The sequence below is a fragment of the Amylibacter sp. IMCC11727 genome, from assembly GCF_029854195.1.
In the GTDB taxonomy this organism is placed as follows: Bacteria; Pseudomonadota; Alphaproteobacteria; order Rhodobacterales; family Rhodobacteraceae; genus Amylibacter.
Genome location: NZ_CP122960.1, coordinates 2215801 through 2230545, shown reverse-complemented (window position 1 = coordinate 2230545; position 14745 = coordinate 2215801). Strand labels below are relative to the sequence as shown.

Below are 14745 nucleotides of genomic sequence, written 5' to 3'. Positions count from 1 at the left end.
TGTGAGCAGGTTTGCCATGGCAAGGGCGGGCAAGCAGGGAGAATAGCATGGTTTACAAAGGAAATTTGGCAATTGATCCACGCGGGCTGATTTATGAAGCGTACCGAATGGACATTGGCGAACAGGAATGTCGCAGCATCTTTTTGGACTGGGCGCTTGGTACGCAATTGGGTGCAGATATGCGTGCGATGTTGAACGAATTGTTGGATGAATACGCAGGCAATGCACCTGATCACGCCATGACGGCGGTGTTGCGCGAAGGGTTGGAAAAAGCAAACCGCCCAGCCGTGCGGCGGGGCGGTCGATCCAGAACCACAGGGTAAATCGCTTTAGTCGGCGAGGGCCGCGAGTATACGTGCCCAGCTGCGAATGCCTTTGTGAAAGGATCGCAAGTCGTATTTTTCATTCGGTGAATGGATTTGATCGTCGTCTTGGCCAAAGCCGATGAGCATGGATTGTGTGCCAACGATATCTTGGAAATGCCCCGCAATCGGAATGGAGCCGCCACAGCCTACGTAAACTGCATCTGTGTTCCATTCATCGGTCAGGGCAGAGCGGGCCAGTTCAAAGGCTGGATTGTCGATTTCCATACTGGCCGCTGGGCCCGCGCCATAATCATTGAATTCCACATCGCAATCTTCGGGCAAGTGCGCGCGCATGTGTGCTTGGAAAGCCTCGCGAATTTTCAGCGGGTCTTGGCCAGCCACTAAGCGGAAGCTAATTTTTGCATGGGCTTGGGATGGGATCACGGTTTTGGAGCCTTCGCCTGTATAGCCGCCCCAGATGCCGTTTACATCACATGTGGGGCGTGACCAGATTTGTTCCAGCCCAGAGCGGCCCGCTTCCCCCGCAGGCACGGACAGATTTACGCCACCCAAGAATTCGTCAGCGGACCAGTCGATGCTGTTCCATTGATCGGCCACTTGTTGGGGCAGTTCCTGAACACCGTCGTAAAATCCATCAAGAGTGACGCGCCCTTCGTCATCATGCAGTGCGGCAAGCGCCTTGTTCATCACGCGGATTGGGTTGCGCGCCAAGCCGCCGAAAAAGCCTGAATGCAGGTCTTTGTCAGGGCCAGTGATGGTGACTTGTTGGCCCACGAGACCGCGCAACATGGTTACGATGGATGGCGTATTGGGCGTGATCATGCCAGTGTCACAAATCAGCGTGATGTCGGATTTCAGCTCGTCTTTGTTGGCTTCCATAAACGGAACAAGGGAGGGGGACCCTGATTCCTCTTCGCCCTCAAACAAGATCGACACTTTGGTTGGCAGGCTGCCTGTAACGGCTTTCCAAGCGCGGCAGGCCTCAACAAAGGTCATCAACTGGCCTTTGTCATCGGATGAGCCGCGACCACGGATCACCTTACCATTTGGGGTGTCTTCGATGCTTGGCTCAAACGGTGGGTTATCCCAAAGTTCAATTGGATCAATGGGTTGCACATCGTAGTGGCCGTAAAATAGCGCGTGCGTGCCTGTGCCTTCGCTGTGGGCGACAACCATTGGATGGCCTGGTGTTTCACGTTTGCTGGCGTCAAACCCAAGGCTGTTGAGGTCATCAATCAACCAATCTGCCGCTGCATCGCATTGATCGGCATAGGCGCTGTCTGTAGAGATGGACTGAATACGCAAAAGCGCCATTAGTCGTTCAAGGGCGGCGTCCTGATCCGCATCAATATGGGCAAGAACTTGATCAAGAGACATAGGGTGACCTTTTCGGTAGGGGTGTGCGTTGATATGATTTACACACTGTTTTGCGGCAGATGAAAAGCAGTATTGAGGGTGGAAAAATGGTTTTGTCTCGGTGGGTGATTGGGAGTGTTGCGGCTGTTTTGGCGCAAACAGCGGCGGCAGATTTGGTGTTGCAGCAGCCTGTGGATTGCACGCTTGGGGACACCTGTGTGATTCAACAGTTTATGGACCATGACACAACGGATGGGATTCAGGATTTCACCTGCGATGAGGCCAGTTATGACGGGCACAAAGGTACGGATTTTCGGATTTCAGCCGGGGATATGCAGCGCGGCGTGAATGTTTTGGCAGCAGCGGATGGTGTGATCCTTGGCCTGCGCGATGGAATGGTGGATCGCCGTGCGCAATCGCAATCAGACTTGGATGCGGTTTCAGGTAAAGAATGCGGCAATGGGATGGTTTTGCGGCACGAAAATGGCTGGGAAACCCAATATTGCCATATGAAACAAGGCAGTGTGATCGGTGAAAAAGGCACAACAATCAAAGCGGGGACAGTGATTGGGCAAATCGGGTTGTCAGGCCGCACGCAGTTCGCACATTTGCACCTTTCCGTGCGCAAGGATGGCAAACCAGTGGACCCGTTTTCCCCAGAATTTGACAGCACGCGCTGTACTTATGAACCGGAATCAACGCTCTGGGACCCCGATTTTGCTGAAAGATTCACCTATCAACCAACCAAAGTGGTGACGGTTGGTTTGGCGGATACGGGGCCGTCCGTAAATGATGTGATGGATGGGAATTGGTCGGATTTTCAACCCAAATCCGACGCCCCGCTGGTGGTGTATGGGATTGCGGTGAACGGTAAAACGGACGACGTTCTGGAATTGACCCTCGAAGGGCCGACGGGGCAGATTATCACATCAAAACGCCCTCCGCTGGAAAAGCGAAAGGCGCAGTGGTTTGGGTTTGCTGGGAAACGGGCGCCTGCTGGCGGTTGGGCCGCGGGTGAATACCATATTCATGTGAATGTTTTGCGCGATGGTCGGGTTTTACATTCCGAAACCCGAACGATGACGCTGAATTAGGGCGACAAACGTTTCTGCGAAAAAATGGGCAATCGCGACTCAGCCAGCAAGGCCGCAAGCACCCGAATGTGTTCGTGAACGCTATAGCCCGCATTGCCGTTCTTGCGATTGCTTTCTAATTCGTTTTCCCGTGCCAACAGCGTTTCGATGGCCGCATCGTGATCGGGTGTGGTGCTGGTTTTGACAATGAATCGTAAATCCGCGTCACGGTTGTAATCTGCCATACCCAGACGGGCCGCATTGATGAGTATTTTCGGACGTTTCAGCGAACTGAGAATTACTTGGGTGTTGATCATAGTGAGTCCTTTCCCAACTTTGATACCCCCAGTGAAACAACCGTTGCGCAAATACTTATTCACAGAACGCCCGTAATTCTTTGTTTACCGAATGGAAACAATGTGGATAATTTGTGGATAACTTTAACGAATTTTTTAACAATCAACTTTAGGTAGTTCGGGCACTCACTATTTTGGGGTAAGTTAAGTGACTGAACAGAAGACTGCTAAACATCATGAAAATTCGGGCTCCAGCGCCACGCGGCGCGGGGGGTTAGAAGAGGCTGCGGCGAGCTATTTGGCACATGTGGTGGATGGAAAAAGCATCCGGTCCATTGCGCAAAAGTCGGACGTGCATCCCTCTACGATTATGCGCCGTGTGCGCAAAATTGAAGGATTGCGTGATGATCCCGCACTTGATCAGTTTCTAAACTCGGCTGCGGTCAAGGGAAACCGATTGGTGCGCCCAGATGGCACGAGGTTAAGCGGGACTGGGCCAGAGCAATTCAGCGCTGAAGAAAAGACCCTGTTGCGGCGGATGGCTGAAACGGGCGCGATGCTGGTGGTGTCAAAAGGTCTGAAAAAGGCAGTTGTGATGCGGGCGAATGCCGATGGGAAACGCACGCGCACGGCCGTTGTGGATGCCTGTTTGGCAGGAACAAGCGTGATTAAAGACTGGTTGCGGTGTTCGCAGACGGGGCATATCTCCCTTTATGAGATCACCGATGTGGGTCGATCCGCGTTGAAGCGCGCGATTGCAGAGGACACGATCAAAGGGCGGACCCCCACAGGGTTCGCCGAAGGCCCAAGTGTGTTTTCAGAACAGCACAAAGATTGGGGCGAGCGATCCGTTCGTGACGATGACGGTGTGACGCGCAAGAAGCGGGTGAACTTGCGAGAAAGCCCGCTCACGACTTTGGCGCGCAAAAAAGACAAAAACGGCCGTGCGTTTTTAAGCAGTGAATTGATCGAAGCAGGGGATCGCCTGCGCGAGGATTTCGAACTGTCCCAAATGGGGCCGCGCGTTGGTCAGAACTGGGAACGGTTTTTGACGGGTGGTCAGCGGGGTAATTTCGGATCGGGAGACGGCGGGTCAACCGTGGCCCAAGACAGATTGCACGCCGCATTAGAGGCTTTGGGTCCAGGCCTTGGTGATATTGCGATGCGGTGTTGCTGTTTTCTGGAAGGGCTGGAAATTGCGGAAAAACGCATGGGGTGGTCAGCACGATCAGGGAAGATTGTACTGCGCATTGCGCTGCAACGATTGCGCCAACATTACGACACGTCGTATCAGCCTGAAGAGCGTAAAATAGGGTGAGTTAGGCGTTTAGGGCTTGAACGATATGGATGAAATCGGAGGCTTTGAGCGAGGCACCCCCGACCAATCCACCGTCCACATTTGGCACAGCCGCGATGTCGGCAGCGTTTTTCGGGTTCATAGACCCGCCGTAAAGGATACGCATTTCCGCCCCTTCCGCGCCAAACCGATCTGTCAGGCGATTACGAATAAAGGTGTGAACTTCTTCGATTTCAGAAAGCGTTGGGGTTTTGCCCGTGCCAATGGCCCAAACAGGTTCATAAGCCACCACAAGGGTCGCCGCCGTAGCATTATCAGGCACGGAGGTGGCCAATTGAGCGCCTACAATATCAAGGGTATTGGCCGCATCCCGTTCTTCGAGCGTTTCACCGATACAAACGATTGCCGTTAGGTTCGCATTCCATGCCGCAGTGGTTTTTGCACGGATTTGCCGATCCGTTTCGCCATATGTGGCACGGCGTTCCGAATGACCAAGGATCACATAAGTTGCCCCTGTGTCCGCCAGCATCGGCGCTGAAATATCGCCTGTATGTGCGCCTGATGTGTTTTCGTGGCAATCTTGGCCACCCACGTCGATCTGCATGTCATCACAGACTTTCGCCATAGAACGCATCAACGTGGCGGGTGGGCAGATCAAGACATCGCAGTCGTGGGTTGGGCAGGCATCGTTGAGCGCTTTGACTTCGGCCAAGGCTTCACGCAGGCCATTCATTTTCCAGTTTCCAGCGGCAAGTTTCTTAGGCATGGTTATCCGTTTTGTATCAAAGATTTACGTGCCCAATCACAGGCGGATTCGGGATCGTCTAACGCAGAATCGGGCAAGGACCAATAGGGCATGGTGACGGTCTTGCCTGATTTTTTGTTGGTGTAGGTGAAAGGGATCGCACCGTCGTTTTCCAACGCCTGAGCGAGGTCATCTGTGGCTTTCACCATCAAAGTGCCTTCCAATTCGCCCGTGCCCATCCAAATGGCAAAAATTGTGCCTTCGGAATAAATCGACAGGCCGCCCATCATTTTGCGTGTGGTAACGGCAGGAAGGTCTGAGAAAAGATCAGTGACATAGGCGATATCCTCGGCAGAGACCGCCATTACATGCCTTCGAATTTGATGGATTCACCGCAGCCACAGGCTTCGGTCACGTTGGGGTTGTTGAATTTGAAACCTGCTTCAAGCAACGACACTTCGTAATCAATTTCGGTGCCAAACAAGAACATTTGCGCCATCGGAGCGATCATGACACGCGCGCCGTCTTGTTCCACCACTTCGTCGTGGGGATCAACCTCGTCCACGTATTCCATGGTGTATTCCATTCCCGCACAGCCGCCCTTTTTCACGCCGATGCGCAGGCCTTTCTTGCCGCCTTCGGCCATCAGTTTAACGATTTGGCCCGCGGCCTTATCGGTGATGGAAACCGCTTGTTTGCCTGGAATGCCAAACATCACATGAATCCCAGCTCTAGGCGGGCCTCATCGGACATCATGTCCATGCCCCATTGGGGTTCCCAAACCAGTTGCGCCGTGACGGACTGGACACCAGGCACAGCCATGACGGCGTCTTCGACCCAGCCTGGCATTTCGCCCGCCACAGGGCAGCCCGGAGCCGTCAGCGACATCAGCACATTCACATTGCCCGCATCGTCAATTTCGATGGTATAGATCAGACCCAGATCAAAGATATTCACTGGAATTTCAGGATCATGCACGGTGCGGCAGGCCTCACAAATAGCTTCGTGAAGGGGGTGATCCGTGGTGGATGGTTTGATCAGGGGTTCGCCTTCCATTGGCGGATTTTCGGCGTTCATGGGGAACCTGCGTGTTGTATACTTGAGTGTTCTTATATGGAATGTAAAACGCGGTGTCCAGATTACAAGGTGCGGCGTTAAAGCGGTTAGTGACGATATTTCAAACACAAGAGCATTGCTAACCGCTTGACCGTAAAGGGGTTTCTGATGTCGCGATCGCCACGTTCCAAACTAAGGATAAGCGGCAGGTTTTAACGCATGATTTATGTGGACTTTCGCGCGGTTGAAGGGCGCACGCGCCGTTCGATATGGTCCATAACTTTGCCCGCGACGTTTCGTTTTGTGGCCTTTTCCACCCCTTCGAGCCCAGGGGAGGAGTTGATTTCAAGAACCATTGGTCCATCCGCAGAGCGCAGCAAATCCACCCCTGCAAAGTTAAGGTTCATGGCACGGGCCGCCTTTAGCGCGGTTTCCCGCTCTTTTCGGGTGATTTTCACCGCTTCGGCCACGCCGCCTTGATGCAGGTTTGAACGAAACTCACCCTCAGCCGCTTTTCGGCGCATGGCGGCCACAACTTTGCCCCCCACAACAAGGCAGCGAATGTCCTCGCCCGCGGCTTCTTTGACAAATTGCTGCACCAGAAATTCGGCCTTGAGCCCACGAAACGCGGAAATCACACTTTCGGCGGCTTTTTGGGTTTCTGCCAGCACGACACCTTTGCCTTGGGTCGATTCGAGCAATTTGACGATCAAAGGGGCTTTGCCTGCCATGCCGATCAGGTTTTTGGTGTCCTTTGGGGATGAGGCAAAGGCGGTGGTGGGCATACCGATTTGATGACGCGCAAGGATTTGATGGGCGTGCAGCTTATCGCGGCTGGCGGAAATGCCCCATGACCCATTCACGCAATAAGTGCCGATGGTTTCAAATTGGCGCACAACGGATGTGCCGTAAGACGTGATGGATGCGCCAATGCGCGGGATCACGGCATCATAGCGAGGCAGGACCTTTCCGTCGTAGTGTACCTCTGGTTCGACCGTACGGATGTTCATGTAACACCGCGTTGTGTCAATAATTTCAATGACATGATCGCGGTTTTCGGCCTCTTCAATAATGCGGCGCGTGGAATAGTTGTTTGGCTCACGCGTTAAAATCGCAATGCGCAGGGGCCGTTTTGCGGTGGCGGGTGCGCGCTTTTTGTAAAGATCATAGGAGAGTTCAGGCTGATTGAACCCTTCGGCGGGATTGACGATGGTCCCATCAGGAAAGGCTTGGCGCCCCAGCAACATGCGGTAGGCCATGTTTTTGCGATCCGTCAGCGTGATATCGATGGGCCATGCACGCTCACCAAATTGCACATGGGTTCGAATGACGTAACGCAGTTCGCTTTCACCGTTTGAAGATGTGACCTCTTTCTGGCCCACCACATCTGCGGAACAAATCACTTCGGTTTTGTCGTTGGATGGATCGGGATGGACCACAAATCGTACCCGTTGTTTGGCCTTGGTGCCAAAGCTTTCGATGTTGGTGGCGTGCAGTGCGGAGGTTTTTGCGCCAGTGTCCACCTTGGCTTTCATCGCGTGCAGGCCCAAATCCGGCAGTGCAAGCCATTCTTCCCAGCCTAAAACAAAGGGCGCATTGTTGGCGTCGGCTGGGGTGTCCATTTGATGTGGTTCCTAATCAGTGCTTGAATTTCTGAGCGGCATCGGTAGGGAAGCGCCATGTCCAAACGTTTTACATTTTCCGTTTCAAGCACCCAAGGTCGCGCACGCACTGGGGTGGTGTCAACACCGCGCGGCGACATTCGCACGCCTGCGTTTATGCCCGTGGGAACAGCTGCGACCGTAAAGGCGATGATGCCCGACAGCGTGCGCGCGACGGGGGCGGATATTCTGCTGGGTAACACCTATCATCTAATGCTGCGCCCGGGCGCGGAGCGGGTGCATAACCTAGGCGGTTTGCACAAGTTTATGAACTGGGATCGCCCCATTTTGACGGACAGTGGCGGATTTCAGGTGATGAGCCTGACGGATTTGCGCAAATTGACCGAAGAAGGCGTGAAATTTCGCAGTCACATTGATGGGTCAGAGCATAATCTGACGCCAGAACGGTCGATGGAGATCCAAAAGCTGTTGGGGTCGGACATCGTCATGTGTTTTGATGAATGCCCCGCATTGCCGGCGGATCGCACGCGCATTCGTGAAAGCATGGAAATGTCGATGCGGTGGGCGCAACGGTCCCGCGATGCGTTTGGAGATCGCCCTGGCTATGCGCTGTTTGGGATTCAGCAAGGCGGATTGGAAGAAGATTTGCGTGCGCAAAGTGCCGAAGCGTTAAAGGCGATTGAATTTGACGGCTATGCCATTGGTGGGCTGGCGGTTGGTGAAGGGCAAGAAGCCATGTTCGGTTGCCTTGATTTCGCACCAGAGCAGTTGCCGCAGGATAAGCCGCGGTATTTGATGGGTGTTGGCAAACCTGATGACATTGTTGGCGCGGTGCAACGCGGCGTTGACATGTTTGACTGTGTGTTGCCGTCCCGATCTGGGCGCACAGGGCAGGCACAAACACGCATGGGACAAGTGAATCTGCGTAACGCACGGCATAAGGATGACCCGCGACCACTCGATGCGGCCTGTTCCTGTCCTGCCTGTTCAAACTATTCGCGAGCCTATTTGCATCACGTGATTAAGTCGCAAGAAATAATCGGCTCCATGCTGCTGACGTGGCATAATCTCCATTATTATCAGGAATTGATGCAGGGTTTGCGCGATGCGATTGGGGCAGGGACGCTGGACGCGTTTGTAGCGGATTTTCACGCTGTTCGGGCACAAGGGGATATCGAGCCTGTTTGACCGATCGTTCGATATTCGGAAACCTTCTTTTTCAACTTCCACCCTTGCTCTTGCCAGATGTTCACGGCAAGGTGTTCGCACAAATTCGGCCCGTGGTTGACGATTGCTTAATCTGATACCACTTATAAAGACCGAGACCAGAAGAAGCGGTGCGTTGCTGAGAATTCGGGACCTGATGCTTCTTGCTTTGAAAAGGAAAAGACCATGACAGACGCGAGCAGCGTTTCCTATCCAGTATTGCCTTTGCGCGACATCGTCGTGTTTCCGCATATGATTGTGCCCCTGTTTGTGGGCCGTGAAAAATCTGTGCGCGCTTTAGAGGCTGTAATGGCGGACAACAAAGAGATTTTGTTGTCGAGCCAGATTGACCCGTCCGAGGACGAGCCAACAGAAGAGACCATTTATGAAACGGGTGTTTTGGCATCTGTTTTGCAATTGCTGAAACTGCCCGATGGCACGGTAAAAGTGCTGGTTGAAGGCAAAGAACGCGTGAAAATCACCGAATATCTGCGAAACGAAGACTATTTCGAAGCGAACGCAGATATTTTGGACGAAACCGTCAAGGACCCAGAGGCGATTGAAGCCCTGAGCCGCGCGGTATCGAAAGAATTTGAGCGTTATGCCAAGTTGAATAAGAACGTTCCCGAAGAAGCCCTGAGCGCGGTTGCCGAAAGCGACAGCCCTGCGAAACTGGTGGATACGGTTGCGGGCCATTTGAACGTGCGCGTTGATCAGAAACAGGACCTGCTGGAAGAGTTGGACCTGTCTGGCCGTATGGAAAAGGTGTTTGGCCTGATGCAGGGCGAAATGTCGGTTCTGAAGGTTGAGAAAAAGATCAAATCCCGCGTCAAAAATCAGATGGAGCGCACGCAGCGTGAATACTATCTGAACGAACAGATGAAGGCGATCCAGCAAGAGCTGGGTGATGGAGAGCAGGGCGGCGATGAGCTGGCCGAATTGGAAGGCAAAATCGCCGAGACCAAACTGTCCAAAGAAGCCAAGGAAAAGGCGGAAGGCGAGCTGAAGAAGCTGAAACAGATGTCCCCGATGTCTGCCGAGGCGACTGTGGTGCGCAACTACCTCGATTGGATGCTGTCCATTCCGTGGAACAAAAAATCCCGCGTGAAGAAAGACCTGAACAAAGCGCAAGAGATCTTGGACAAAGATCACTATGGCCTTGAAAAGGTGAAAGAGCGGATCGTTGAGTATTTGGCGGTGCAACAGCGCAGCGCGAAGCTGAAAGGCCCGATCCTGTGTCTCGTTGGTCCTCCTGGTGTGGGTAAAACCTCGCTCGGGAAATCTGTGGCCAAGGCGACAGGGCGCGAATTTATCCGTATCTCCCTTGGGGGCGTGCGTGATGAAAGCGAAATTCGTGGTCACCGCCGGACTTATATCGGGTCTATGCCTGGTAAAATCATCCAAGCGATGAAAAAGGCGAAAACCAACAACCCGCTGATCTTGCTCGATGAGATTGACAAGATGGGGCAGGATTTCCGTGGCGACCCAGCGTCCGCGATGCTGGAAGTTTTGGACCCAGAGCAAAACGCAACCTTCACGGACCACTACATGGAAGTCGAATATGACCTGTCCAATGTGATGTTCCTGACCACCGCGAACAGCTACAACATGCCAGGACCTCTGCTCGACCGGATGGAGATTATTCCGCTGTCTGGCTACACAGAGGACGAAAAAACCGAAATTGCCAAACAGCATTTGATCACCAAGCAGATCAAAAACCACGGTTTGAAAAACGGCGAGTTTGAAGTTGCGGATGATGCGTTGTTGGAAATCGTGCGCACCTACACCCGCGAAGCGGGCGTGCGTGGGTTGGAGCGTGAACTGGCCAAATTGTGCCGCAAGGCGCTGACCCAGATCGTCAAAGGTGCAACCAAAGCGGTTGAAGTGACCAAAGACAATCTGAACGATTTCTTGGGTGTGAAGCGATTCAAATACGGCCTTGCAGAGGAAGAGGATCAGGTTGGTGTTGTTACTGGCTTGGCTTGGACGTCAGTGGGCGGTGAGCTTTTGTCGATTGAGGCGCTGAAATTGCCAGGTAAAGGCCGCATGAAAACCACGGGCAAGCTTGGCGATGTGATGAAAGAAAGCATTGATGCCGCCAGTTCCTATGTGCGGTCGATCAGCCCAGACATCGGAGTGAAACCGCCGCAGTTTGAAAAGATCGACATCCACGTTCACGTGCCAGAAGGCGCAACACCAAAAGACGGCCCGTCAGCGGGTGTTGGCATGGTGACGTCAATCGTGTCTGTCATGACAGATATTCCTGTGCGCAAAGATATTGCTATGACAGGCGAGGTGACATTGCGCGGGAACGTTCTGCCGATTGGTGGTCTGAAAGAAAAGATGCTTGCGGCCCTGCGCGGCGGTATCAAAACTGTTCTGATCCCTAAGGACAATGAAAAGGATCTGCCAGAAATCCCAGATAACGTGAAAGAGGGACTCGAAGTGATCCCTGTCAGCACGGTTCAAGAGGTTCTCAAACACGCGTTGGTGCGTGCGCCAGAAGCAATTGATTGGGACGAAGCCGCAGAAGAGGCGGCAGCTGCCGCGCTGAAGTCTGCAGAAGGTGGAGCCGCCGCAGCGGTTGCCCATTAATCCTTCGGCTTAGGGTTGAAACGCGAATTCGGTGTTTCACTCAAAGGCAAGGACATAGAAAAACGAAACGCCGCCACATCCATTTAAAGGTTGTGGCGGCGTCTTTTATTGCGGATACTTTACACAATCGTAGCACTTGAACGTGATTGTTTCCCAAATCAAAACAATTACATCCGCAACAGATAAGGTAGGCAATCCCGTGGCCACAAAGAAAACAGCACCCGACGCCGTAGAAGAAACGCAAGCAGATGCGCCTGTGGTGGATTCGGAGCAAACCGCAGAAAAAGAAGATGACGGCAAAATCCGCAAAAAGCAGATTTATGATCATGTGACTGTGGCCACTGGTCTGCGCAAACGTGAAGTGCGTGAATCAGTGGACGCTACATTGGCATATTTTCATCAGGTTCTGTCCGACGGACACGAATTACAGATTCCCCCGCTTGGAAAAATCCGCGTGATTGAGCGCGGAGAAGGCGAAAATGCGAAGATGATTTACAAACTTCAGCTGCAAAAAGCCAAAGAAGACAAAAAAGATGATGCTGGTGGTAAAGAAGCACTTGCAGATGGCGAAAACGCGGATTAAACACCGCGTCAACGGGTCGTTAGCTCAGTTGGTAGAGCGCTTCGTTTACACCGAAGATGTCGGGAGTTCGAGCCTCTCACGACCCACCATTCCCCTTTTGGGATGATCAAGAACGCGCCTTAAGGGCGCGTTTTTTGTTTGTGGATACCAGTGCAAGTGCAGCAACGGCGGCCAGAACAATACCGCCGCCAATGATTTCGCGGTTGGTCATCACTTCGCCCAGAAACACCCAGACCCAGATCGGTGAGAGCACGCTTTCGAGAAGGACCAGAAGGGAGACTTCGGCGGCAGGAACGTAGGGCGTGCCCCAAGTGACAAGGCCAATACCAATGCCAATGGTAAACGCGCCCATGACAAGGCAGATCATCAGATCATACGGCGACACCGACAGCCCGCCGCCGATGGATAGCCCGCACAGGGCAGCAATGGCGCAAGATAGTGCACCGCCAAGGAACGTGCCGCCAAGAACATCGTCTTTGCCGCTGCGGCGCGCCAAAACCAACATGATCGCGAATAGGGTGGCAGAGGCGAAGGCGTACAAGTTGCCTGTGGTCCGCCCCAATGCAATGCCTTCACCAGCCATAACGGCAATGCCTGACCCTGCCAGTGCAATTGTGACCCAAACCATCGGACTCGGTTTCTCCCCAAGCCAGACCCAAGCAAGAATCGCGGCGATCAGTGGTGCCGCAGCCAAGATAAACAGGGCAGAGGCCACGGATGTATTCAAAAGCGCAAAAACATAGGTGGTAAAGGCGAGCGATAGAATCACGCCGATCATCCAATCCGCGCGATCAAGGGAGCGTAAAAACCGAATAGGCCCCGAGCCGCGCCGCAAACAGGCCATCAATCCAACGATTCCTGCCAATGACACAGAACGATAGGTAAGGATTTGAAATCCATCTGCCTGATCCACCAAGCGCACAAATAGGGCAGCGAGGCTCATGCCCACTGCGCCAAAGAGGATTAGGATCATAGCGCGGGATTTGGGCATGGTTTTGGTCCATCAACAGGTGTTGAGACCAGTAAACAGGCCGCGAATGACCTGTCTACAAAAGAATATTGCCAGAGGTGTAGAGAACGACTTGACGGGGTAGGGTTTGCCACATAAAACCGCGCTCACGCCACTCATGTGGCGCAGTATCAGTGTGCGGTTGTAGCTCAGTTGGTTAGAGTGCCGGCCTGTCACGCCGGAGGTCGCGGGTTCGAGCCCCGTCAACCGCGCCACTGAAACGTTTGGATGGCTTACCGCCTTATGCGGTTGTAGCTCAGTTGGTTAGAGTGCCGGCCTGTCACGCCGGAGGTCGCGGGTTCGAGCCCCGTCAACCGCGCCATTCCAAAAATTTCAAAAAGCGTCCCGTTTGGGACGCTTTTTTGGTTTTAGTCCCATTGATCTTGCGGCTTTCGGCCAAGAAGCGTCGAACCTTGGCGTCCTGTGCGCGACAATGCGCAGATAACGCGTTTTTGAACCTAAAGGGGTTTTATTCGGCAAATTCAATCCTAAGTTTAAATTCGAAACAACGAACGATGGGTAGGGACATGGTTTTAAGAACATTCGGCGCATTTGATAATGAAGCCTTTACAGTGGTGTCAGGGCCAGGTGGATTGCCAACGGGCAGCCCGATCATCAACAATTCGTCGACGCCAGTGAACACGATTTTCGAGTTTTCGTCTGGCTTTCCAGTGCAGGTCATCACCCTGAATGACACAAATGGCCCCCCCAATGACAATGTCTTCAATGATGATGATGAAGACAATCACGTCATCACAGATGGCGGCAATTTGGTTGGAACCGGGACGGAAGTGGAATCTGAGAGTTTCCATTTCGTGCGCGAGTTGGATAGCAATGGCGTTCCTTTTGGACCTGAAATCCAGATCACCGTGTTTTCCCAAAACGGCCAAACTTCGAATATCTGGGGGATGTCGACGGACACGCCGCTGACAGATGGGGCGCAGTACATCAAAGTGGGCGGCAGCAACAACGGTTCATCTGAGTATGAGGATTTTGTGTGCTTTACCGCGGGTACGATGATTACCACCCGAGAGGGAGAAAAGCGTATCGAAGATATTTGTGTCGGTGACCGTGTGGTAACCCGCGACAACGGTGTGCAGACTGTGCGGTGGATCGGGTCTCGCCGTCTTGCAATGCCCCAATCGAGCAAGCAATGGCATTTAAGCCCTGTGCGCATCAAAGCGGGGGCGTTGGGCAATGGCCTGCCTGTGCGCGATACTGTGTTTTCTCCCAATCACCGCATTTTGCTCAGCCATCCTGAGATCGAGTTGATCAGTGGGCATGGTGAAGTGTTCGCAGAGGCAAAAAAACTGGTTGGAAAGAATGGGATCGAAGCCGATCGCGTGAGTCAGGTGACATATTTCCATATGATGTTCGACCAACACGAAGTGGTTTTGTCCAATGACATGTGGTCTGAAAGCTTTTTGCCTGGGTCAGTGGCCGTTGGCAATTTGGATGCGAACCAAAGAAATGAGCTGTTCGACGTGTTTCCAGAGCTGAACACACCTTTAGGACCTGAGAGTGTATTGGCGGCGCGGCCTTTAGCACACAAAACCGAAGTGGCATTGTGGCACGCTTAAT

15 protein-coding genes and 3 tRNA genes are annotated in these 14745 nt (G+C 53.1%); 10 read left to right on the top strand and 8 right to left on the bottom strand.

Annotated features, from left to right (window positions below):
- Nucleotides 1-47: 47 nt before the first annotated feature.
- Nucleotides 48-323: a hypothetical protein gene (locus QBD29_RS11215; RefSeq protein WP_280098180.1), complete on the top strand. Its 276-nt coding sequence runs from the start codon at nt 48-50 to the stop codon at nt 321-323.
- Nucleotides 324-329: 6 nt separating this feature from the next.
- Here the strand turns inward: QBD29_RS11215 and QBD29_RS11210 are convergent, their stop codons facing one another.
- A complete protein-coding gene (locus QBD29_RS11210; protein WP_280098179.1) occupies nt 330-1703 on the bottom strand; it encodes a M20/M25/M40 family metallo-hydrolase in 1374 nt (457 codons plus the stop codon).
- A gap of 86 nt (nt 1704-1789) precedes the next feature.
- Here QBD29_RS11210 and QBD29_RS11205 point away from each other — a divergent pair, with 86 nt between their 5' ends.
- Complete coding sequence (locus QBD29_RS11205; protein ID WP_280098178.1) at nt 1790-2776, top strand: M23 family metallopeptidase; 987 nt, start codon at nt 1790-1792, stop codon at nt 2774-2776.
- Here the strand turns inward: QBD29_RS11205 and QBD29_RS11200 are convergent.
- Nucleotides 2773-3072, bottom strand: a complete 300-nt coding sequence (locus tag QBD29_RS11200; RefSeq protein ID WP_280098177.1) for a DUF6477 family protein — start codon at nt 3070-3072, stop codon at nt 2773-2775. The genes QBD29_RS11205 and QBD29_RS11200 overlap by 4 nt on opposite strands.
- Before the next feature lie 187 nt (nt 3073-3259).
- On the opposite strand from QBD29_RS11200, the gene QBD29_RS11195 reads away from it, so the two are divergent.
- A complete protein-coding gene (locus QBD29_RS11195; protein ID WP_280098176.1) occupies nt 3260-4369 on the top strand; it encodes a DUF6456 domain-containing protein in 1110 nt (369 codons plus the stop codon).
- A gap of 1 nt (nt 4370) precedes the next feature.
- Here QBD29_RS11195 and tpiA read toward each other — a convergent pair whose 3' ends face one another.
- The 5 genes from tpiA to rimK all read right to left on the bottom strand — a co-directional run bounded on the left by tpiA (nt 4371) and on the right by rimK (nt 7771).
- Nucleotides 4371-5114, bottom strand: a complete 744-nt coding sequence (gene tpiA, locus QBD29_RS11190) for a triose-phosphate isomerase (protein WP_280098175.1) — start codon at nt 5112-5114, stop codon at nt 4371-4373.
- A gap of 2 nt (nt 5115-5116) precedes the next feature.
- Nucleotides 5117-5458 carry a TfoX/Sxy family protein gene (locus tag QBD29_RS11185; protein ID WP_280098174.1) on the bottom strand — a complete coding sequence of 114 codons (342 nt, stop codon included), beginning with the start codon at nt 5456-5458 and terminating at the stop codon, nt 5117-5119.
- Nucleotides 5458-5808, bottom strand: coding sequence for an iron-sulfur cluster assembly accessory protein (locus tag QBD29_RS11180; RefSeq protein WP_280098173.1), 351 nt, complete (start codon nt 5806-5808; stop codon nt 5458-5460). The genes QBD29_RS11185 and QBD29_RS11180 overlap by 1 nt, the downstream gene beginning before the upstream one ends.
- Nucleotides 5808-6170: an SUF system Fe-S cluster assembly protein gene (locus QBD29_RS11175; protein WP_280098172.1), complete on the bottom strand. Its 363-nt coding sequence runs from the start codon at nt 6168-6170 to the stop codon at nt 5808-5810. Before QBD29_RS11175 ends, QBD29_RS11180 begins: the two co-directional genes overlap by 1 nt.
- Nucleotides 6171-6373: 203 nt before the next feature.
- Nucleotides 6374-7771 carry a 30S ribosomal protein S6--L-glutamate ligase gene (rimK, locus tag QBD29_RS11170; protein WP_280098171.1) on the bottom strand — a complete coding sequence of 466 codons (1398 nt, stop codon included), beginning with the start codon at nt 7769-7771 and terminating at the stop codon, nt 6374-6376.
- Nucleotides 7772-7828: 57 nt separating this feature from the next.
- Here rimK and tgt point away from each other — a divergent pair, with 57 nt between their 5' ends.
- From tgt to QBD29_RS11150, 4 genes are all read left to right on the top strand, one after another.
- Nucleotides 7829-8959 carry a tRNA guanosine(34) transglycosylase Tgt gene (tgt, locus tag QBD29_RS11165; RefSeq protein ID WP_280098170.1) on the top strand — a complete coding sequence of 377 codons (1131 nt, stop codon included), beginning with the start codon at nt 7829-7831 and terminating at the stop codon, nt 8957-8959.
- Between the two features lie 204 nt (nt 8960-9163).
- Nucleotides 9164-11572 carry an endopeptidase La gene (lon, locus tag QBD29_RS11160; protein ID WP_280098169.1) on the top strand — a complete coding sequence of 803 codons (2409 nt, stop codon included), beginning with the start codon at nt 9164-9166 and terminating at the stop codon, nt 11570-11572.
- A gap of 199 nt (nt 11573-11771) precedes the next feature.
- Nucleotides 11772-12155, top strand: coding sequence for an HU family DNA-binding protein (locus tag QBD29_RS11155; protein ID WP_280098168.1), 384 nt, complete (start codon nt 11772-11774; stop codon nt 12153-12155).
- A 13-nt stretch (nt 12156-12168) separates the two neighbouring features.
- Nucleotides 12169-12244 (top strand) — tRNA-Val (locus tag QBD29_RS11150).
- 17 nt (nt 12245-12261) lie between these two features.
- On the opposite strand, the gene QBD29_RS11145 is transcribed toward QBD29_RS11150, so the two are convergent.
- Nucleotides 12262-13146 (bottom strand): DMT family transporter, encoded by an 885-nt coding sequence (locus QBD29_RS11145; protein ID WP_280098167.1) that lies wholly within the window; start codon nt 13144-13146, stop codon nt 12262-12264.
- Nucleotides 13147-13302: 156 nt separating this feature from the next.
- Here QBD29_RS11145 and QBD29_RS11140 point away from each other — a divergent pair.
- The 3 genes from QBD29_RS11140 to QBD29_RS11130 all read left to right on the top strand — a co-directional run bounded on the left by QBD29_RS11140 (nt 13303) and on the right by QBD29_RS11130 (nt 14744).
- Nucleotides 13303-13379, top strand: a tRNA-Asp gene (locus QBD29_RS11140).
- A 30-nt stretch (nt 13380-13409) separates the two neighbouring features.
- Nucleotides 13410-13486 (top strand) — tRNA-Asp (locus QBD29_RS11135).
- A gap of 205 nt (nt 13487-13691) precedes the next feature.
- Complete coding sequence (locus QBD29_RS11130) at nt 13692-14744, top strand: Hint domain-containing protein (protein ID WP_280098166.1); 1053 nt, start codon at nt 13692-13694, stop codon at nt 14742-14744.
- The last annotated feature ends 1 nt before the right edge of the window (nt 14745 follow it).